22 protein-coding genes and 1 pseudogene are annotated in these 20,248 nt (G+C 63.9%); 15 read left to right on the top strand and 8 right to left on the bottom strand.

Annotation, left to right across the window (positions count from 1 at the left end; genetic code table 11):
- Positions 1 to 11 precede the first annotated feature (11 nt).
- The 4 genes from DYST_RS23140 to DYST_RS23125 all read left to right on the top strand — a co-directional run bounded on the left by DYST_RS23140 (position 12) and on the right by DYST_RS23125 (position 1,905).
- Positions 12 to 881, top strand: a complete 870-nt coding sequence (locus tag DYST_RS23140; RefSeq protein WP_239948826.1) for an SPFH domain-containing protein — start codon at positions 12 to 14, stop codon at positions 879 to 881.
- Positions 871 to 1,062, top strand: a complete 192-nt coding sequence (locus tag DYST_RS23135) for an Arc family DNA binding domain-containing protein (RefSeq protein WP_102304969.1) — start codon at positions 871 to 873, stop codon at positions 1,060 to 1,062. Before DYST_RS23140 ends, DYST_RS23135 begins: the two co-directional genes overlap by 11 nt.
- 95 nt (positions 1,063 to 1,157) lie before the next feature.
- Positions 1,158 to 1,361 (top strand): hypothetical protein, encoded by a 204-nt coding sequence (locus DYST_RS23130; protein ID WP_239948824.1) that lies wholly within the window; start codon positions 1,158 to 1,160, stop codon positions 1,359 to 1,361.
- Between the two features lie 79 nt (positions 1,362 to 1,440).
- Positions 1,441 to 1,905, top strand: coding sequence for a DUF1203 domain-containing protein (locus DYST_RS23125; RefSeq protein ID WP_239948822.1), 465 nt, complete (start codon positions 1,441 to 1,443; stop codon positions 1,903 to 1,905).
- A gap of 6 nt (positions 1,906 to 1,911) precedes the next feature.
- Here DYST_RS23125 and DYST_RS23120 read toward each other — a convergent pair whose 3' ends face one another.
- Positions 1,912 to 2,289 carry a DUF423 domain-containing protein gene (locus DYST_RS23120; RefSeq protein ID WP_239948820.1) on the bottom strand — a complete coding sequence of 126 codons (378 nt, stop codon included), beginning with the start codon at positions 2,287 to 2,289 and terminating at the stop codon, positions 1,912 to 1,914.
- 81 nt (positions 2,290 to 2,370) lie between these two features.
- Here DYST_RS23120 and DYST_RS23115 point away from each other — a divergent pair, with 81 nt between their 5' ends.
- On the top strand, positions 2,371 to 2,988 hold the full coding sequence (locus DYST_RS23115) for an SCO family protein (protein ID WP_102304965.1): 618 nt from the start codon (positions 2,371 to 2,373) through the stop codon (positions 2,986 to 2,988).
- Positions 2,985 to 3,446, top strand: a complete 462-nt coding sequence (locus tag DYST_RS23110; RefSeq protein ID WP_239948813.1) for a copper chaperone PCu(A)C — start codon at positions 2,985 to 2,987, stop codon at positions 3,444 to 3,446. The genes DYST_RS23115 and DYST_RS23110 overlap by 4 nt, the downstream gene beginning before the upstream one ends.
- Positions 3,447 to 3,509: 63 nt before the next feature.
- Here the strand turns inward: DYST_RS23110 and DYST_RS23105 are convergent, their stop codons facing one another.
- The 7 genes from DYST_RS23105 to DYST_RS23075 all read right to left on the bottom strand — a co-directional run bounded on the left by DYST_RS23105 (position 3,510) and on the right by DYST_RS23075 (position 12,034).
- The gene (locus tag DYST_RS23105; RefSeq protein WP_239948812.1) at positions 3,510 to 4,373 is read right to left on the bottom strand and encodes a cytochrome c oxidase assembly protein; all 864 of its coding nucleotides are present in this window, start codon (positions 4,371 to 4,373) and stop codon (positions 3,510 to 3,512) included.
- A gap of 99 nt (positions 4,374 to 4,472) precedes the next feature.
- On the bottom strand, positions 4,473 to 6,377 hold the full coding sequence (locus DYST_RS23100; RefSeq protein WP_239948811.1) for a GldG family protein: 1,905 nt from the start codon (positions 6,375 to 6,377) through the stop codon (positions 4,473 to 4,475).
- Positions 6,374 to 7,108, bottom strand: coding sequence for an ABC transporter permease subunit (locus tag DYST_RS23095; RefSeq protein ID WP_102304961.1), 735 nt, complete (start codon positions 7,106 to 7,108; stop codon positions 6,374 to 6,376). The genes DYST_RS23100 and DYST_RS23095 overlap by 4 nt, the downstream gene beginning before the upstream one ends.
- Positions 7,105 to 8,037, bottom strand: a complete 933-nt coding sequence (locus tag DYST_RS23090) for an ABC transporter ATP-binding protein (protein WP_239948805.1) — start codon at positions 8,035 to 8,037, stop codon at positions 7,105 to 7,107. The genes DYST_RS23095 and DYST_RS23090 overlap by 4 nt, the downstream gene beginning before the upstream one ends.
- Before the next feature lie 169 nt (positions 8,038 to 8,206).
- On the bottom strand, positions 8,207 to 9,553 hold the full coding sequence (locus DYST_RS23085) for a polyketide cyclase (RefSeq protein ID WP_239948803.1): 1,347 nt from the start codon (positions 9,551 to 9,553) through the stop codon (positions 8,207 to 8,209).
- 237 nt (positions 9,554 to 9,790) lie between these two features.
- A complete protein-coding gene (locus DYST_RS23080; RefSeq protein WP_102304958.1) occupies positions 9,791 to 10,432 on the bottom strand; it encodes a response regulator in 642 nt (213 codons plus the stop codon).
- A 372-nt stretch (positions 10,433 to 10,804) separates the two neighbouring features.
- Positions 10,805 to 12,034 (bottom strand): sensor histidine kinase, encoded by a 1,230-nt coding sequence (locus DYST_RS23075; RefSeq protein ID WP_102304957.1) that lies wholly within the window; start codon positions 12,032 to 12,034, stop codon positions 10,805 to 10,807.
- 235 nt (positions 12,035 to 12,269) lie between these two features.
- Between DYST_RS23075 and DYST_RS23070 the strand changes: the two genes are divergently transcribed.
- From DYST_RS23070 to DYST_RS23030, 9 genes and pseudogenes are all read left to right on the top strand, one after another.
- Positions 12,270 to 12,890: a GNAT family N-acetyltransferase gene (locus DYST_RS23070; RefSeq protein WP_102304956.1), complete on the top strand. Its 621-nt coding sequence runs from the start codon at positions 12,270 to 12,272 to the stop codon at positions 12,888 to 12,890.
- Positions 12,887 to 13,664: pseudogene (minC, locus tag DYST_RS23065) on the top strand (septum site-determining protein MinC). The gene DYST_RS23070 and the pseudogene minC overlap by 4 nt, the downstream one beginning before the upstream one ends.
- A 42-nt stretch (positions 13,665 to 13,706) precedes the next feature.
- Positions 13,707 to 14,522, top strand: a complete 816-nt coding sequence (gene minD / locus DYST_RS23060; protein ID WP_102304954.1) for a septum site-determining protein MinD — start codon at positions 13,707 to 13,709, stop codon at positions 14,520 to 14,522.
- Positions 14,523 to 14,527: 5 nt separating this feature from the next.
- Complete coding sequence (minE, locus tag DYST_RS23055; RefSeq protein WP_102304953.1) at positions 14,528 to 14,797, top strand: cell division topological specificity factor MinE; 270 nt, start codon at positions 14,528 to 14,530, stop codon at positions 14,795 to 14,797.
- 120 nt (positions 14,798 to 14,917) lie between these two features.
- Positions 14,918 to 15,388, top strand: a complete 471-nt coding sequence (locus DYST_RS23050) for a hypothetical protein (protein ID WP_239952187.1) — start codon at positions 14,918 to 14,920, stop codon at positions 15,386 to 15,388.
- Positions 15,389 to 15,650: 262 nt separating this feature from the next.
- The gene (locus DYST_RS23045) at positions 15,651 to 17,018 is read left to right on the top strand and encodes an NfeD family protein (RefSeq protein WP_239948801.1); all 1,368 of its coding nucleotides are present in this window, start codon (positions 15,651 to 15,653) and stop codon (positions 17,016 to 17,018) included.
- A 26-nt stretch (positions 17,019 to 17,044) separates the two neighbouring features.
- A complete protein-coding gene (locus DYST_RS23040; protein WP_102304951.1) occupies positions 17,045 to 17,794 on the top strand; it encodes a slipin family protein in 750 nt (249 codons plus the stop codon).
- A gap of 52 nt (positions 17,795 to 17,846) precedes the next feature.
- Positions 17,847 to 19,109 carry a TIGR03862 family flavoprotein gene (locus DYST_RS23035; protein WP_239948799.1) on the top strand — a complete coding sequence of 421 codons (1,263 nt, stop codon included), beginning with the start codon at positions 17,847 to 17,849 and terminating at the stop codon, positions 19,107 to 19,109.
- Positions 19,110 to 19,207: 98 nt separating this feature from the next.
- On the top strand, positions 19,208 to 20,248 hold the full coding sequence (locus DYST_RS23030; RefSeq protein ID WP_239948798.1) for an HDOD domain-containing protein: 1,041 nt from the start codon (positions 19,208 to 19,210) through the stop codon (positions 20,246 to 20,248).

Genomic DNA, 20,248 nt, shown 5'->3' with positions numbered 1-20,248 from the left:
GGGGAACCACCATGAACGAGCAGCAAGGCTTTTCGACCGCTGGCATACCGACGGTCGCCGTCGTGATCTTTCTCGCCCTGCTTGGCCTGGCCTGCGAGGGCTATGCACTCCTCACCCAACACGCGCTGATGGGCGCGGTGGGTATCGCCATCCACGTCGTCACGGTATTCATGACCAAGGGCTTCTTCCAGGTGGCCCCTAACGAAGGCCAGGTACTGCAGTTGTTCGGCAAGTATCACGGCACCGTGCGCGAGGAGGGTCTCCGCTGGACCAACCCGTTCTGCACGCGCCGCCGTGTCTCGCTGCGCGTGCGTAACTTCGAAAGCAGCAAGCTCAAGGTCAACGACAGCGACGGCAACCCCATCGAGATCGCCGTGGTGGTGGTGTGGCAGGTCGTCGACACCGCCGAAGCCGTGTTCTGCGTGGACGACTACGAGAATTTCGCGACCATCCAGAGCGAGTCGGCGTTGCGCCAGATGGCGCAGAACTATCCCTACGATGCGCACGACGACGGCAAGCCCGCCCTGCGCAGCCACGGCGAAGTAATCAACAACCATTTGCGCGACGAGATCCAGGCACGGCTGGACAAGGCTGGCGTGCGCGTCGTCGAGGCACGCATCAGCCATCTCGCCTACGCGCAGGAAATTGCCCAAGCCATGCTGCAGCGCCAGCAGGCCAGCGCCATCGTCGCGGCGCGTGAGCGCATCGTCGACGGCGCGGTTGGTATGGTGGCCATGGCACTGGACCGGCTGAAGGCACAAGGCGTCGTGGAACTGGACGAAGAGCGCAAGGCCGCCATGGTGAGCAACCTGCTTGTGGTGCTGTGCGGCGATCGCGCCACGCAACCGGTAGTGAATGCCGGCACGCTGTATGGCGGCTGAGAAAAAGGCTTACCCGCTTCGCATCAGCGCTGTAGTGCTCGAGGCCATGCAGCGTTGGGCCGATGACGATCTGCGCAGCGTGAATGCGCAGATCGAATTCGTTCTGCGTGAAGCGTTGCGCAAGCAAGGACGGCTGAAGCGCGACACGTCCGCGCCGGTACAAGACGACGAGAACGACTGAATCTTGAGCACGTCCGTTGTTCATGCCGCTTCGACGCGACCTGCACGACGTCGGCGCTAGCTTCGGTCTCCTTCGTCACGTTCCGGAGAACCGCCATGGCTAACAACCAGCCCTATCCGCAAATCCCCGATGGCCCCGTGCTGTGCGATACCTGTTCGCGCACAGGCTCGAAAGTCGAGATGGAGCCCCATAAGGCGCTGCCCGCCGAGGCTCGCAAATGGGCGGAGGAGCAGGACGCGGAACTACAGAGCTACCGCTGCCCCGAGTGCGAATCCGTCCAGGTATTTCGGGTGGATTGACGGGGCCGCAAGAATCGGATGGTCGCCGAAGCGACGTCGCGGGAAGCTGGAACTCATCGCCCCCGACGGAGTTCCCCTCATGCACTTCCGCCTTTCCGGTCTCCCCGCCGAACCCTTCGCCGAACTATTCGCCCTGCCCGATGAAGCGCTAACCGAACGCCGCGCCATGCGCGTGACGGCCGACCGCGCACACGGATACCCCTGCCGCATCAGCCTGACCGATGCCGAACCCGGGCAATCGCTGATCCTGCTTAACTACGAACACCAGCCTGCGAATTCACCCTTCCGCTCCACGCATGCCATCTACATTCGCGAAGGCGAAACGCAATACGACCGCCTCGACGAGGTACCCGACCAGTTGCGCCGTCGCCTGCTCTCCGTGCGCGGCTTCGACGAACACGGCATGTTGCGCGATGCGGACGTCGTCCAGGGCACGGCATTGGAACCGCTGATCGAACGCCTGTTCGCGGACGACAGCGTCGCCTATCTCCACATCCATATTGCGCGACCGGGTTGCTACGCCGCCCGCGTGGATCGTGTCTGAGTTCGCTCAGCGCGCCTCACGGCCTGTCAGCCCGATACCCAGCGCGATCCAGCCCACGATAAAGGCCAGGCCGCCCACCGGCGTGATCGCACCGAACCAGCGCGGCGCACCCAGGGCTAGCGCGTAAAGGCTGCCGCAGAAGACCACGATGCCGATGACATACGCGATCAAGGCGACGCGCGCTGCACGGCCCTTTGTCGCCATAACGGCAAAGGCCAGTGCAAGCGCATGCCAGAAGTGATAGCTCACCGCCGTGTGCCACAGCTCCGTGCCGCGCGCGTCGAGCACGTCGCGCAAAGCATGTGCACCGAATGCACCGAGGACGACCGCGCTGGCCCCGGCCAGCCCGACCAGCAAGCCCGTCGCAAAGGCAGGTTGTCGCATATACATGGCTCCTCGACTTGCAGGGCTCCGGCCCGGCAGCCAGTGTCGTATGCTGCCGGAATGATTCCCATCGATTCTCGCATGAAGCTTTGTCGCACCCGCCACTGGCTGATGCTGTTGATGCTGGCGCTCGGTGCATCGTTGCTCACCGGTTGCCATCGCGACGATGGGGTTGAATGGAAGCTCACCAACGTCTCCGGCCACATGCCCGACCTGGACTTCCATCTGGTCGACGACCAGGGCAAGAACGTCAGCGGCCAGGACTATCGCGGCAAGGTCGTGCTGCTCTATTTCGGCTACACACACTGCCCCGACGTCTGCCCGCTGACCCTGGCACAGCTCCACGTAGTCATGCAGCGACTGGGGCCACTCGCCGACGGCGCGCGCATCCTGTTCGTCAGCGTCGACCCCGCGCGCGACACGCCCGAGGTCATGCATGCCTACGTCAATGCCTTCGATCCGCGCGCAATCGGTCTGTCGGGCTCGCCGCGTGAAATCGAGGCGTTGAGCAAGCGTTACCGTTCCGCCTTCACCCGCGAACCCGACCGCGCCGACGGGCAGTACGAAGTGAGCCACAGCTCGGCCATCTACGTGTTCGACGCCAATGGCAAGGCTCGCTTGCTGGCCACACCGAACAATTCGCAGGACGACATGGTCCACGACCTGCATCTGCTGCTGAGCCTGGGGAGCAAATCATGAGCTTTCGTGTCGCCTGCACCCTGCCCCTGCTCGCCGCCGGACTGATGTTCGCGATCACTGCGCAGGCCACGGAAGCCGAGCACATTCGCGCAAGTCAGGCGTGGATACGCGTGCTGCCGGGCGACCTTCCCGCAGGCGCCTACGTCACGCTCGAGAACACCAGCGACCAGCCCGCCACGCTGCATGGCGCGCGCAGCGCCAGTTACGCCAGCACCATGCTGCACAAGAGTAGCGAGCAAGGCGGTGTCAGCCGCATGGCGATGGTCGACGATCTGCCCATTCCCGCACACGGCAAAACCGAATTGTCGCCCGGTGGGTACCATCTGATGCTGATGAAGGCAGCATCACCGGTGAAGATCGGTGACAAGGTCAAGGTGACGCTCACCTTCGGCGACGGCAGTACGCTGGATGCCGACTTCGTCGCGCGCCCCGCCAATGCCACAGGCGCGAGCGACTGATCCACCGCTGCGACGCAGGCTACGCGTCGCGCACAACCGGTGTTCCTGCGAGTGGCAAGTGTTTTATGGCTGCGCAGCTGCAGGCGTGCGACGCGTTGGCCAGGGTTTGCGCCGAATGCGTCCGCTACGCGAGAGCTGCAGCCACTGACGCATCGCCAGCAATCCACCGGCGGACTCGATCAGCGCCGCGGGCACCCACATGATCACGCCGCCCACCAGCTGGGCCGTAAGCACGTTGAAAGTGAACGCGCGACCGCAGATCTCGAAGATTGGATAGAGATCGTGCTTAGAGAACGTCACGATGGCGCCGGCCAGGATCTGCGGCGTCATGGTGATGCCCGGCGACAACACGCGGATGCCCGGTGTCATACGGCCCGGCGGACGCGGGCGATGGTCCAGCACCAGCCACCAGTAGGTGAAACCGCTGGCCAGCATCGACCAGTTCATGAAGCGATAGATGCGCCAGTCCAGCATCGCCAGCGTCTGCATGGACGGCACCAGCCACATCAGGATAAAGGCCACGAACACCACTGTGGCCACGGCCGGGTTGCACCACACCGCACTGGCCAAACGCCACGGCCAGGAGCGCCGCGCGGGCCTCAACAGACGCAGCCGCCACCGGAACGGCAAGCCCTTATGCAGCACCGTGCCCGGATACGACGCGATGATCAGCAACGGCGCCAGATGGTGCAGCACGATCTGCTGGATACGATGCATGAAGAATTCATGCTCGAAGAAATAATCCAGGTACGTGTGCAGGGACACGTAGATCAGCGCCATGCCAACCCAGAACGACAGGCGACGTCCCACGCTGACATGCAGGCGACGGCAGCCACGAACATAAAACACGCTGAAACCGATGAAGGACAGTAGAAAGACCCAGGAGAACTCCCAGGGCACGATCCACTTGAGCACGCTTGCCATCATCGAACGGCCCTGCCCCTGGTCAGCGACGATCGCTCATCATACGCCGCGCGACCATGCCTACAGCACGAGGATGCGACACATCACCGCTGGCGTAGAAACTCACGCGCGCTTTCGACGGCTACGCCGCGAACGGCGCCAGCCATAGAGCAGGCCAAACAACGTCACCAGCACCGGAATCAACACGATGTTGATGAACTTCAGGCGCAAGCCGAGCGCATCGATCTCCGCGTTGAACTGGTGCTGCACATCGCGCAATTCTTTGTTGACCTCCAGCTGGCGCTGCAGGAACTGCTCGATCTCCGCGCGCTGCTCCGGTGTCGTGGAGTCACTGCGGCCGCTCGTCTTGGCGGGCTGCAGCTCACTCAACCGCGTGCGGGTGACGGTCAGCTCGCGCTGCAGCTCCTGCATTTTCGCCAGGAACTTCTGGTCGGCCGCGCCACGCAAGGCGAGCACACGTGTGAAAGGTCGCTGCGAACTGACACGACCATGGATCGATAGCAGCGCCGACGATCCGCTCAGGTTGTCGGCGATATTGGTGACCAGGTCGCCGTTGTTGGCGATCGCGCTCAGCTGCGGCTGGCCCAGCAGGCTTTGCGCATAAGACACCCACAGGCGGTCGCTCAGGAGGTCGGTATCGGCAACGAGGATGACCTCGGCATTGCCGTCGACGCGCGCGCGATAACCCTTGTCGTTCGACCGCTCCGGAAATGCGCTGGTGAATGGTCCGCGCACGCGCGCCGCGATCACGTAATGAATGTTGTCAGGCTTGTAGTTGTCGAGCAAAGCCGCCGGATTATTGATCGACTCCCGTACGCGTTGGCTCGGCACGACCTCGGCGTCGGTGGTCGACTGCAATAACGGCGTCAGTCGCGAGAGCGTGCCCTGCGCCAAATCAAAGTAACCCACGCTGGACACATTGATGCGTTGCAGGCTCGCCGTGATCACGTCGTCGTGATTGAGCTCCTGCTGCCCCAGCCCCAGCATGGCCGGGTGATTGCTTGAGCTGTTGTCCGCCAGTTCGATGCGCAACGCGCGCGAACGGTCGAGTACCACCTTCTGCGGGTCGTACAGCACGCCCCACGCGCTAAAGAGGCGTGACAGGTTCGAGTTGTGATCGTCGGTGACGCCATTGCTGTCGACGAATGGTGTGTTATCCATCTCCGCGACCGGATCCACAAACACCACCAGATGCCCGCCATTGAGCACGTACTGGTCGATGGCATATTGCGCATCGACAGGCAGGTGCTTGGGGTGAATCACTAGCAATGCCTTGATGTCGCCGTCGATCTGCTTGAGCCGGGCAGGATCGAGCGACTTGACGTCGAACTGCTGCGCCAACTGGCGCATGACCGTCCAGGGTTCTTCACCGATCACGGGGTTGCCCTGCACCGGCAAGCTGCTGATCAGGCCGATATGGGGTTTCGACGGCTGATCCAGCTCATAGAGCAACTTGGCGATGTCGTACTCGAGGAAGGTTTCGCGCGAGGGATCGAACAGCGGAATCGCCTGCACCCGCTTGGGCAAGCGATCCTCATCGCCGGTATCCGCATCGCCGCCTGCCGGCAAGGTGTTGCCCACCAGGCCAAAGAACACGCGTTCGCCATTGGTGCCACCATTGATCGGCGTCAACCCGTAACCTTCAGCGCTCGCCTCGTCGTCCGAGTACGGCACCGGGTCGACGATCTGCAGGCGCAAACGGCCATGCGAGCGAGCGACCATCTCCTGCAGCATCTCGGCCACGCGTTGCTCGTAGCTTCGCCATTGCGGCATATCGCGTGTGGCGTGACTGGAGAAGTACAGCGTCAAGCGCAACGGCGCATGCAGCCCATCCACGATATGAACCGTGCCGGGCGTAAGCGTGTAGAGCTGGTCGGAGGTGAGATCCACCCGCCCCATGCGCCAGCGGCTGCTGGTCAGCACGACGACGACGAACAGGGCAGCCAGTGCGGCCAGGGCGGCCAGCAAGACGGCACGACGAGTGATGTGGATGCGCTTCAAGCTCATGGCGTCCGCTTCAGGTCGAGCGTCAACACACCGGCCGTGAGCCATGCGGCCATGGTCGCCAGGAAGTACATCAGGTCACGCAAGTCCAGCACGCCACGCGAAATCGCCTCGAAATGGCGCACCATGCTCAGATGCGCCAAAGCATTCACCAGCTTGCGCGGCAGCGCGCCCTGGAAGAACTCCATCACTTGCGGCTGCCCCACCAGGATCAGCAGGAAGCACACCACTAGCGTAAGCACGAAAGCCACCACCTGGCTTTGCGTCACCGCCGAAAGGCAGGCGCCGATGGCGAGGAAGGCGCCGGCCATCAACCAACTGCCGAGGTAGCCGGCGACGATCACGCCGTTGTCCGGCGACCCGAGGTAATTCACGGTGATCCAGATCGGGAAGGTCAGCACCAAGGCCAGCCCGATGAAAATCCATGCCGCGAGGAACTTGCCCAGCATGGCTTGCGCCAGCGTCAGCGGCAGGCTCATCAGCAGCTCCAGCGTGCCGCCCTTGGCCTCTTCCGCCCACATGCGCATGGATACCGCAGGCACCAGCACAAGGTAAAGCCAGGGATGCATCACAAAGAACGGCTGCAGGTCCGCCTGATTCCTGTCGTAGAAATCGCCCGCATAAAAGGTGAGGATGCCGGACAGCACCAGGAAGATCACCAGGAACACGTACGCCACCGGCGTCACGAAGTAACTCCGCAATTCGCGGCGCGTCACCGCTGCGATCGGGCTCATTCCTTGCTCTCCGCGCCGGTGGTGATCTGACGGAACACCTCGTCGAGTCGCCCACGCTCCAACTGGATTTCCGACACTTCAAGCCCCTGTTGGCGCAGCAAGGTTTCCACCGGTTCCAGGATGCGCTCGCCTGGGCGAGGGAACACTGTGATGCGGCCATCCATCGGGTCAACTTCGATCGAGGCCACCTGCGGTAGCCGACCCAGCATCTCCTGCGATACGCCGCTGCCCGGTGCGCTGAACGACACCGCGCCGTGATAGCGCGAGCGCGATTCGAGCTCCGCCGGCGTCGCGTCCACCATCAGCCGACCGTTGGCGATGATCACCACGCGATTGCACAAGGCATGCACCTCCTCCAGCAAGTGGGTGGAGATGAGGATGGTGCGGTCGCGCGCCATCTGATCGATCAGCTGGCGCACCGTGTGCTTCTGGTTCGGGTCGAGACCGTCGGTGGGCTCGTCCAGCATCAGCACCTGCGGGTTATGCACGATGGCCTGCGCCAAACCCACGCGGCGCTTGAGGCCCTTCGACAAGGTGTCGATGCACTGGTCGAGCACGCCTTCCAGTTGCAGGCCACCCACCACGCGCTCAAAGCGCCGTGCGCCTTCGTCCCGCTGCAGGCCACGCATGCGGATGATGAAGACCAGGAATTCGCGGACGGTCAGCTCGCCATAGCTCGGCGCGCCTTCGGGCAGGTAGCCCAGCGCGCGCTTTGCCTTCAGTGGCTCCTTGCGCACGTCGTAACCGCACACGCGCGCGGTGCCGGAGCTCGGCGACAGGAAGCCGGCAATCATGCGCATCGCGGTCGTCTTGCCCGCGCCGTTTGGGCCCAGAAGCCCAAGTACCTGCCCGGGTTCGGCACGGAAACTCAGCGAGTCCACTGCCGTAAGGGCACCGTAGCGACGAGTGAGTTGTTCGGTTTCGATCATGTCCGGATTAGTCAGTAGCGTGCATTTGCTGCGCGCGAGTCGCGGGCCCCAGCAGCGACGTGGACCCGCACTTTAACCGAAAAGTTCAGCGTGACCTGATCGTCGGAGGCACAAAAAGAAAAGGCCCTTCACAAGGAAGGGCCTTCTCGATACTTGACGCCAGGGCGACTTACTTGCCGGTGCTGGCGGCGCTGGCCGGAGCGGCGGCGGTGCTGGACGAGGCCGGAGCCTGGTCACTGCTGTCGTCGAGCGACGGCGGCTTGATGCCGGCAGCCTGTTCCGGGGTCTGGTCCGGTGCCCAGCTCAGCGGCAGGTACACGTCGAACTCGGCGTACTGCTTCACTTCGTCGCCCTGCTTCACTTCCGGCTTGGCTTCGATGTCGTAGAAGCGGTTCACCACTTCGTCGAACTTGTAACCGTGGGTCTGAGCGTAGGCCTTCATCAGGTCGCGGGTCTGCGGGACGCCGGCAGCGGTACCGTTCCACACGGCCTTGAGGGCCGGGCCACCGAAGGCGAGGAAGGCGCGCACGTCGTTGTCGACGATCAGGCGACCGAAGCGGTCGTGACCACCCGGGGTGTTGTCGCCACCAGCAGTGGCAGCGTCAGCACTGCTGCTTGCGGCAGCGGGGTTCAGGTCAGGCGACTTGGCGACAGCCAGTTCCACCGTCTGACCGGCAACGCTCAGGCTGGTCGCACTGATCGGCACAGCCACGTCGAAGGTGTAGGTCTGGTCGCCGTAGTTGGTGGTGTAGATGATGCGCGGACCGGTGGTGGTCACGCCCAACTTCTTGGCAGCAGCCTGGATCTCGCCAACGGCCTTGTCGGTCGCGTCGTTGAGGGCCTCAAGACCACCCTTGCGCTCGATCGAGGTCGACACCATCAGCACCGGGGTCGCCTGGGTCTGCTCGATGTACGGGATCAGCTTGGTGTAGTCGACGTTCTGGACCGAAGCCAGCACGTTCTGCAGGTTGTTCAGGGTGGCCTGAACGAACACGTCCGGATCACCGTGAATGTACAGGCTGGAATAACGATTGATCAGGTTGAAGCCGTAGTCGACGTCATACGACCAGGTGGCCTTGGTCAGCTGACCGCGGCTGCCGTTGCGCTCCAGGTCGATCGTGAAGTGCTTGTCGTTGCCGCGCCAGTCGTTGTCGACGTTCCACACGACGGTGGACTTCTTGGCGGTTGCGTCGACCTTGTCGAAGCTCGGATCAGCCGATGCAACGGTGAACTTGCCGCTGCCAACCTTGCCGTCGTTGCTGGACCAGCTCACTTCAGCACCCGGGCCATAGGCCTTGCCGGAGAAGTCGAACTTGATGTTGCGGTCAGCGTCGCGCTGCTCGGAGTACTCCGGGAAACGGCGGAAGTTGTTCAGCACGTCATAGACCTGACGCATGTCCTTGCCGATTACCAGCGATCGTTCGATATGCCCGCTGCTGGGCATCACCACACCCACCACCACTGCCGCGACCGCGACGATGATCAGGGCAACAATAAATTCAAGAACACGCATCATTCCGGGATTCTCCGCACGTCTCTCTGTATACGGCACTAAGGGCAGTCGCCGGAGACCGGCCCGCCACGGGAGATTCCCGAAGAATCCATGCATGAACGGGGGTCGGCCAGCGCCGAAGCCACCGATACTACTTGCTCGCGCGCCCGAACGCTATCCGGCCGTAAAGACTGCCCGAAGGAGCCCCACCAGACGCCCGCGAATGGCGTCAGGCAAGGCTCCGCAGGGTGGCGCCAGTCTTTAGACGATCCCCAGTTCCAACGCCTTCAGAACGGCACGCGTGCGATCGCGTACCCCCAGCTTGGAGAGGATGTTGGAAACGTGGTTCTTCACCGTTCCCTCCGCCACTTTCAAGGAGTTGGCGATCTCCTTGTTGCTGTAGCCACCCGACAGCAGACGCAGGATCTCTGTCTCGCGCTCAGTCAGGGGATCGGGCTGTTCCAGGCTGGTGAACTGGTTCTGCATGCGACCGACGCCGGCAAGCAGGCGCTGTGTGACCATCGGGGCCACCAGCGAGCCGCCAGCCGAGACAGTGCGAACGGCTTCCACCAGTTGCTCCAACGAGACGTCCTTGAGCAGATAGCCACGGGCGCCAGCCTTGAGCCCCTGTAGCACCAACTGATCGTCGTCAAAGGTGGTGAGGATGATGGTGGGGGGCAATTCGTTGCGGGCGGACAGCGCCTGCAACACTTCCAGACCGCTCATGTTGGGCATGCGCAGGTCGAGCAGCACCACGTCGGGCTTTATCCGGGGGATGTCCTGGACAGCCTGGGCACCATCGGCGCACTCGGCCACCACGCGGATGTCCTCCGCCAGGTCCAGCAATGAACGGACACCCTGGCGAACCAGGTTCTGGTCGTCAACGAGACAGACGGAAATCATCGCGAATCCTCGAAACAGTAGTGGTCGGAGTGCGATGCCCGCGACCAACGGGGAGAACGATGCGGCGTTGGGAGCCTGATCTTGGGCTGCTCATGGTCCGCGTTGCTCGCAAGCGCCCGCCAGGGAGTGGCGCGTGGCGCAGCACCTGACTGGCGGTCAGGTCAAGCCGCGCGTCGCTTTCTGGCGGGCGCTTGCGAGCAACCCTACGGGCCGGATTTGTTTGCCCGCCATCCTGCGTCATCACTCGGTCGTGTATCGACATACATTCCCTCGATCTTCCTTGTCTGGCGCGCAAACAACTTCCGGCGCGAACCATGCGCAGCCCAAGATCAGGCTCCAGGCCACACATTTTTACACGACCTCCCGGCAAGGCTACAGCATGCCCAGCGCTGGAGGCTCGAACCGTGACGGCGTGTGCGCCAGCTCCGGCACCTCGCCCAGCGGCAGGCGCACGTTGAGGGCAAAGCCCTGCTCCATGGCCGAGTCCACCGTGACACTGCCCTCGAACTCGGCCAGGCGCTCGCGCATGCCCGACAGGCCATTGCCCGGCCGGAAGTTCGCCGCGCCCCGCCCATCGTCGCGGGCATAGAGTTCCAGCAAGTTGGCATTAACGTAGTCGAAGCGCAGCCAAAGGTTGCGCGCACCGGCATGACGGGCCGTATTGGTGATGATTTCCTGCGCACAGCGCAGCAACACCTGGGCCCGGCGAGGGTCCTCCACGCTGAAGCGGGGCGGCGTTTCCATGTGCACACTCAGGCCCGGCACACCCTCGGTCAGGCTGCGCAACGCCAGGGTCAGATCGATGGCATCGTCCTGGCGCAGCTCGCTCACCACCTCGCGTACGTCCGACAACAGGTGCTTGGCGGTCACCTGCGCTTTCTGCACGTGTTCCGCCGCCTGCGCGTTGACCAGGTGGCTCGCCACCTCCAGGTTCAGGCTGAGCGCCGTCAGGTGATGGCCGACCAGATCGTGCAGGTCGCGGGCAATGCGCATGCGCTCGGCAATGCGGGTGGATTCGGCCAGCAGCGCCCGGGTGGCACGCAGTTCGGAATTGAGGCGGCGCTGCGCCTCGCGCTCCTCCGCCTGCAGGCTGGCGATCATCGAGGTGAAGAACACCAGGGCAGATATCCCCAAGTACATGCAGACCTGAAGAATCGCCGTCACCGTGGTCCAGCCCTTGTAGCTGGCGATGATGGGAATAAGCATGAGGTTCTGCGCCAGCATCCAAGCCAGCCCTGCCCCCACCGGCAACTGCCACGGCAGCACCACGGCAATGACCAGCATCAGCATGGCCGACAGACCGCTTTGGCTGAACCAGCCCATGGCAATGGCCGAGCCAGTCAGCACCACCAGGCCGATCAGCCGGCTGATCGGCGGCAGTCCAGCCTGCCGATTGAGCGTGGATCGCCGCGTCAACAGGACATAGGTGACGCCAAACATGAGGTAGGAAAAGATCCAGCCGGAGATATCCGGATCGCTCCACCAGGAATTGACCTGAGCAAGGCTCCAGCTGCCGGGAAGCAACGGCAGGGCGACGCACAGGTACGTTGTCAGACCAGCGTACCGGAGCAGCCGGATGTGATTAATGTTTGACCAGGACATATGCGCATCATTAGCCACCGGCAGGCGTGGTGCAATGCGTGAGAAGTCACTACCCTCCCCCTGCCGGAAGACATGCCTGCTGATACGTCGGCTCGCACGCCCGATGGCGTTTTACAAAGGTTTTACATGGTGCGCCGTGATATGTGCGGCCGCCAGTCACATGTCATAATGCGCGGCGTCACGCGGGGCCAATCCAACGGTCTTACCCTCGAATCACAGCAAAGCGGAGCAACGAATGGCCCTTGCCATCCGCGACGTGCGCGAGCACGACCTGGATGCCGTACTGGCGCTCAACAACGCCGCCGGCCGCACCATCCTCGCCCTGGACGCGGCACAGCTGCGCTACTTCTACGAACACGCGGACTATTTTCGCGTGGCCGAGATCGATGGCCACCTGGCCGGGTTCCTCATTGCCCTGCGCGAAGGTCGCGATTACGACAGCCCGAACTATCACTGGTTCTCCGAGCACTATCCGCAGTTCGCCTACATCGATCGCATCGTCATCGCCAACGCCTACCGTCGCCACGGGCTGGGTCGCATCTTCTATTGCGACGTCACCAGCTTTGCCGAAGTGCGCGTGCCGCTGCTGACCTGCGAAGTGTTCCTGGAGCCGCGCGACGACGTGGTGGTGCTGTTCCACGGCACCTACGGCTTCCAGGAAGTGGGCCAGCAACGCATGGGCGCGGAAGGTCCACAGGTGAGCCTGCTCGCCAAAGACCTGCCAAGCTATGCTTTCGTGCGCGAAACCTATCTGGACCACGACGGCCTGCCCGATGTGCCGTGGCTGGCCGAACGCGAACGCCCCGTCCACCCCGATACCCCCCAGCGCCGCCTCGCGGGAGAGCGACGCCCATGAATGCAAGAATGGATACACAAGACGCCTGTGACCTGCGCTTCGGCCAGGTCGGCATAGCCAACGTACGCATCAAACGCGTGGATGCCGCCGCACTCTGCGAAGAGCTGGAGCGCCGCGTACGCACGGCCCCCCCAACTGTTCTCCCGCGCTGCCGTGGTGCTGGATCTGAGCCATCTGTTGACCCTGCCCGATGACGGTACGGTCGACGCACTGCTCGAAGCGGTGCGCAGCGCCGGCATGCTGCCCGTGGGCCTCGCCTACGGCACCAGCGACGTCGACGCACTAGCGCAGCGCATGGGCTTGCCATTGATTGCCAAGTTCCGCGCCGCGTATGAGCCGGCTGATGGCGGCAGCATCGCGCCGCCGGCACCAGCCGCCCCGGCGCCGGAACCCGTGCGCCGCGCGGAGCCTGTACACCAGGAGCCGGCGCCGGTCGCTGCGCCCGTGCTCGGCGCGCAGTACGTCGACGGCACCGTGCGTTCAGGTCAACAGGTGTATGCACGTGATCGCGATCTGGTCGTCAACGGCACCATCGCCAACGCGGCAGAAGTGATCGCCGACGGCAGCATCCACATCTACGGCAGCTTGCGTGGCCGTGCGATGGCCGGCGCACAGGGCGATGAGAAAGCGCGCATATACATTTCGGATTTCCGCGCAGAGTTGGTGGCCATCGCCGGCCACTACCGCGTGATGGAACAAATTCCAAAGGACCTGGAAGGCCAGTCTGTGCGATGCTGGCTCGAAGGGGAAAAACTGCTGATCGCCAAGCTGTGACGATCGCCATTACTACAACAAAGCATTACGCGGAGATGAGCCTTGACTGCTGAGATTATCGTTGTCACCTCGGGCAAGGGTGGCGTGGGCAAAACCACGACCAGTGCCTCGCTTGCCACGGGCCTCGCCATGGCCGGCAAGAAAGTCGCGGTGATCGATTTCGACGTCGGCCTGCGCAACCTCGACCTGATCATGGGCTGTGAGCGGCGCGTGGTGTACGACTTCGTCAACGTCGTGCACGGCGAAGCCACGCTCAAGCAGGCGCTGATCAAGGACAAGCGCTACGAGAACCTCTACGTGCTCGCTGCCAGCCAGACGCGCGACAAAGACGCGCTTACTCAGGAAGGCGTGGAGAAGGTACTCGAAGACCTGGGCAAGGAAGGCTTCGACTTCGTCGTGTGCGATTCGCCGGCCGGTATCGAAAAGGGCGCGCACCTGGCGATGTATTTCGCCGACCACGCCGTCGTCGTGGTGAACCCGGAAGTGTCCTCGGTGCGCGATTCGGATCGCATCCTTGGCCTGCTCGCCAGCAAAACACGGCGCGCCGAGCGCGGCGACGGAGCCATCAAGCAGCACCTGCTGCTGACCCGCTATAACCCGGCCCGCGTGGCCGTGGGTGAAATGCTGAGCGTGAAGGACGTCGAGGAAATCCTCGGCATCAATGTCGTCGGCGTCATCCCGGAATCCGAGAACGTGCTGGCCGCGTCGAACGCGGGCGTGCCGGTGATTCTGGACGACAACTCGTTCGCGGGTCAGGCCTATAGCGACACAGTGGCGCGCATCCTCGGCGAGGAACGTGCCCTGCGTTTTCTTGAGGTGCCTAAGAAGGGCTTCTTCCAGCGCGTATTCGGAGGCTGATCGCGATGGGTATTCTTGATTTCCTGAAGCGCAAGCCGGAACCCACCGCTGGACTCGCCAAGGAGCGACTTCGCATCATCGTGGCTCAGGAGCGCTCCACCCGTGGCGCTCCCGACTACCTGCCGTTGCTGCGCAACGAGCTGCTCGAAGTGATCAAGAAATACGTCCACGTCGACCTCGACGCGATCAACATCAACGTCGAGCGCGACAGCGGACACGAGATCCTCGAGCTTTCGGTAGCGCTGCCCGAACACGCCGAAGCCAAACCCGGCTGATGTCGTGGCGCGACCTGCGTCGCGCCACTCACAAACCTGCAGGTGTCGCCGCCGTAAACCGGCGGCGACTTTCATCCCATGTCAGTCCCCTCGTCACTCCCCACCCACGAAACGAACGTGATGCGCTTGGCCGAGACCGGCTTCGAGGCGCCCGCGAACCTGCTCGCCCGCTACGGGCTGGCGCTCGAACGCGTGGAACCCGGCATCCCCATTCCCGGTAGTTTCTGGGGCGAGGAGGAGGCCGGCATCATTGGCACCACGGTTTACGCGCGTGACGACACACCGGTGCATTCGCTGCTGCACGAGGCCGGCCATCTCATCGTGCTGCCACCCGAACGGCGCACTTTCGTGCACACCGACGCCACCGACTCCATCGACGAAGAGGACGCCACCTGCTACCTGCAGATCGTCCTGGCCGATGAATTGTCCGGCGTGGGCCGCGTCCGTCTGATGACCGATATGGATGCCTGGGGCTACACCTTCCGCCTTGGCTCTGCGCGAGCGTGGTTCGAGCAAGACGCCGGCAATGCGCGGCAATGGTTGATCGACCATGGCCTGCTGGATCAGGTCGGAAGGCCGGTTTTTAGCTGAAGGTAGCCCACCCGACGTCGTTACCGCTTTCGCTCCCTGCAGGCAAAGGCACTGGATCCCTGCCTTCGCAGGGATGACGAGGATGGTGCGCCCGTCTAGATGGAAAGCAGCAAAAGAAACCTCACCGTCATCCCTGCGAAGGCAGGGATCCAGCGCCTTTGCTGCCGCCTCGAGCACCCGCAGCGATCGCTAACGCCCCGCCTCACGCCAGCGAAACATCCGCTGGCGCAATGTGGTGGTGCGCCTCTCAAGGAGGCATGGCGTGACGCGAAGTCTCGTGACATTGGCCGGTGCGCTGTTGGCAATAACGCTGGCTGCCACCGTGGTGGCCGGCAACGAGGCAGGCGTCCCTTCGCGATCCTCTGGTTTCGTGGCGCGCGTTGATCTGTCCGGCCCCATCGGCCCTGCCGCAGCGGAATACGTCGACGACAGCCTGCAGCGCGCCACCCGCGATGGAGCCAGTGCCGTCGTACTGCAGCTCGATACGCCTGGCGGCCTGTCCGATTCGATGCGACAGATCATCGCCAGCATCCTTGCCGCGCACCAACCCATCATTGGTTACGTCGCCCCCGGCGGCGCGCGTGCTGCGTCGGCTGGCACGTACATCCTTTATGCCTGCCCGGTAGCCGCGATGGCACCCGCCACCCATATCGGTGCAGCAACGCCGGTACCGATCGGCGGCAGCAGTCCGTTGCCGTCGTTCAACCCGCCAGCCGCCTCGGGCAGCACACCAGCGCCATCGCCGGATGCCGAATCGAACAAAGTGCTCAACGATGCCGTCGCCTCCATCCGGTCGCTGGCCCAGTACAACGGCCGCAACGCAGACTGGGCCGTGAAGGCTGTGCAAGGCGCAGAAACCCTGACCGCGGACGAAGCGGCGCAGAAGCACGTGGTGGACCTGATCGCACCCGACATCCCCACCCTGCTCACTCGTATTGAGGGACGCCACGTGCGCGTCGACGGGCAGGACACCGTGCTGCACCTCGCCGGACTTCCGTTGCGCGACTACGCGCCGAACTGGCGCACGCACCTGCTGGGGCTAGTCACCCACCCCACCATCGCCTATCTGCTGCTGCTCGCCGGCATGTACGGATTGGTGCTCGAAGCCTTTCATCCCGGCGTGTTCCTGCCGGGCGTGGCGGGCGCCATCTGCCTGCTTGTCGGGCTCTATGCCTTGCAATTGCTACCCGTGAATTACGCCGGTCTGGCGCTGATGCTGCTGGGGATCGGACTCGTGGTGGCAGAGGCGGTGATGCCCTCGGTCGGTGCCATCGGCATCGGCGGCGTCATCGCGTTCGTGATCGGATCGATCATGCTGTTCAACACGGGCGTACCCGGGTATGCCGTGAATCTTGGTGTCATCGCCGGCATAGCGACCGGCGCCGTCGTGGTGTTGGTACTGCTGGTGCGCACGGTGACACGCTCGCGACGCGCGCGTGTATTCAACGGCGATACGCAGATGCTGCTGACCACCGGCGAACTCACTCAGCACATCGATGCGAGCGGCGAAGGCTGGGCACGTATCGGCGGTGAGCAATGGCGCGTGCACTGTGAAGCCAGCCTGCCGGCGGGCACGCGCGTACGCGTGGTGGCACGCGACGGATTGTTACTGCGCGTCACGCGCGCCTGATCTATTCGACTGCAGAGGAGATGCTCATGTTCGGCTTTGTCGGCGTCATCGTGGTCTGGGTCATCGCACTGCTGTTCCTTGCCATCAAAGTGCTACCGGAATACCAGCGTGGCGTCGTGCTCTCGCTGGGCCGCTACACCGGCATCAAAGGACCGGGGCTGTTCGTGCTGGTGCCTATCGTGCAACGCATGATCCGCGTGGACCTGCGCGTGACGGTGATGGACGTGCCGCCACAGGATGTGATCTCGCGCGACAACGTCTCTGTGCGGGTGAATGCAGTGGTCTATTTCCGCGTCGTGGAACCGGACAAGGCGATCCTGCAGGTGGCCGACTTCCTCCAGGCCACCAGCCAACTCGCCCAGACGCGGCTGCGCTCGGTGTTGGGCCAACACGAGCTGGACGACATCCTTTCGCAACGCGATTCGATCAACCACAGCCTGCAGCAGATCCTCGACGAAGCCACCGATCCATGGGGCATCAAGATCACCAACGTCGAGATCAAGGACGTGGATCTCAACGAAACCATGGTGCGGGCGATCGCCCGCCAGGCCGAGGCCGAACGCGAGCGCCGCGCCAAAGTCATCCACGCGGACGGTGAGCTGCAGGCCGCCGAAAAGCTGCGCGACGCCGCCGCCTTGCTCGCACAACAGCCACAGGCACTACAGCTACGCTACCTGCAGACCATGTCGGACATGTCCAACAACGGCAAGGCCTCCACTATCGTGTTTCCACTGCCGCTGGATCTGTTGAAACCGCTGATCGACAAGCTGGGCTGAGCTACGCCAGGCTGCCTGTACAATGGACGGCCGTTTGCCGCGCGCATCATCCATGTCCAGCAGCACGCCTACCCACGTCAGCCTCGCCGTCATCGGCGGCGGCCCCGCCGGCCTCATGGCCGCCGAAACCGCGCGCGCGGCTGGGGTGTCGGTAGACATGTTCGACGCCAAAGGTTCGGTGGGCCGCAAGTTTCTTATCGCCGGCAAGGGCGGCATGAACCTGACGCATGGCGAGCCCAAACCGGATTTCATCCAGCGCTATGGTGCGCGAGCCCACGAGGTCGGCGAATGGCTGACCGATTTCGACGCCGATGATCTGCGTGCCTGGGCTCGGGATCTCGGCGTGGAGACCTTCGTCGGCAGCTCGGGCCGCGTGTTTCCCAGCGACCTGAAAGCCGCCCCACTTCTGCGCGGCTGGGTGCGTCGCCTGCGCGAAGATGGCGTGCACTTCCACGTCCATCATCGCTGGCTGGGCTGGACCGATGACGGCGCGCTGCGCTTCGCCACACCTGACGGCGAGCGATGTGTCCGTGCCGATGCCGTGGTGCTGGCGATGGGCGGCGGCAGTTGGCCGGAGCTGGGCTCCGACGGCCAATGGCAGGCGCCGCTCGCCGCGCGCGGTGTGGACGTGTCGCCGCTGGTGCCGTCCAACTGCGGCTTCGACATCGGCTGGAGCGAACACCTGGCGACTCGCTTCGCCGGTACCCCGCTCAAGCCGGTGGTGATCCACCTGCGCGACAAAGACGGCAACGAGCACTCGCGCCAAGGCGAATGCGTCATCACCGCCACCGGCATCGAAGGCAGCCTGATCTACGCCTATTCATCCATGCTGCGCGATGCGATCACCACCCACGGCTCCACCACCATCGCACTGGACCTGTCGCCCGACCGGCCGCTTGAGCGCCTGCGCGCCGATCTCGCCAAGCCGCGCGGCAGCCGTTCCATGAGCGAACACCTGCGCCGGCATACCGGCCTGAGCGGCGTGAAGGCCGGGCTGCTGCACGAAGTGCTCAACCGCGAACAGTTCCACGACACCGACACGCTCGCCCGCACCATCAAACACCTGCCACTGCGCCTCTCGCAGCCGCGCCCCATCGACGAAGCCATCAGCAGCGGCGGCGGCGTGCGGCTGGAAGCGCTCTCTCCCCAGTTGATGCTCACGACCCTTCCCGGTGTGTTCTGTGCTGGCGAAATGCTCGATTGGGAGGCCCCTACCGGGGGTTATCTGCTGACCGCCTGTTTCGCCAGCGGGCAGCGCGCGGGGCTGGGTGCAGCCGCCTGGATCAAGCAATCGCCTGTGTCCGCCGATAACTGAGCATCCCGTCGCATCGCAGCAAGGCCCGTCTACGTTTCTCCGGCCGGCTGCCGATACACAGCGGAGCGGGTGCCATACGAGGGGGGGCTGGCAGCACGATGATGGGGAACTGGTGGAGAGTCTTCGGACGTGAACGCGCGGCGGAACCAGCGGCGGCACGCCCGGCTGCACCCAATCCAGAACTAACTGTCGAGACGCTGTCGCCTCACGCCACCGTTCCGTGCGACGAGATCGCCGAACGCTTCTTCCGCTTTATCCTGAACCAGCCGGTCAGCGCCGGCGACACGCCCAACAAGGTGCGCGAGCAGGCCATCCTGCAGCGACTACGAGATCAGTGCGAAAGCGGTCGTTTCGATATACGCAGCCTGCCCCGCATGCCCACCGTGCTGCCGCAGCTGATGCGTGCGATGAAGAACGACAAGCTCAGCGGCGCGCAACTGGCTGACCTGATCAAGCGAGACCCTGTGCTGGTGGGCGAGGTCATGCGCGTCACCGGAAGCGTCACCTATCGCACCGCGCACCCCATCGGCAGCCTGCAGCACGCCGTGGTGCTGCTCGGCCAGATCGGCTTGCGCCATGTGGTGACGTCGTACGTGATGAAACCCATTCTGATGGCCAGCGCGGGTGCCAGCGGCCAGATCGTCGGCCAGCGCCTGTGGGACCACGCCGAACGCTGCGCGCACGCCGCGGTGTATCTCAGCAAAGGCCAATGCGACGCTTTCGAATCCTACCTGCTGGCGCTGGTCGGCTATAGCGGCCTGGGTGCCGTGGCCCGCCTGCTGGACAGGGAACTGCAGAACACCGAGCTGCCCGCCAGCTCGCCCGCCTTCATCGACGATTGCGTCCAGCTCGCGGCGCAGCTCACCGTGCAGGCGGGACAGCACTGGGAGCTGCCGCCTGCCGTGCAGGAGGCTCTGGTAGAACACGCGCAACACGGCAGCGCCGCGCTCATGCTGCCGATGAGCCGCGTATTGCACGTGGCTCAACGGCTGGCGATGTACCAGTTGCTGTCCGAGCAAGGCCTGCTCGATCGCGACTCCGGTGTCGGCGACGATCCCATCGCCACCTTCCCGCCGCAACTGGTCGCGCGTTGTCGGCAGGATCTGCGGCAGAGCTTCGACACCGTGACACCGCCGTAA

The organism is Dyella terrae (genome assembly GCF_022394535.1).
Taxonomy (GTDB): domain Bacteria; phylum Pseudomonadota; class Gammaproteobacteria; order Xanthomonadales; family Rhodanobacteraceae; genus Dyella.
This window is presented reverse-complemented; position numbering and strand designations above follow the sequence as displayed.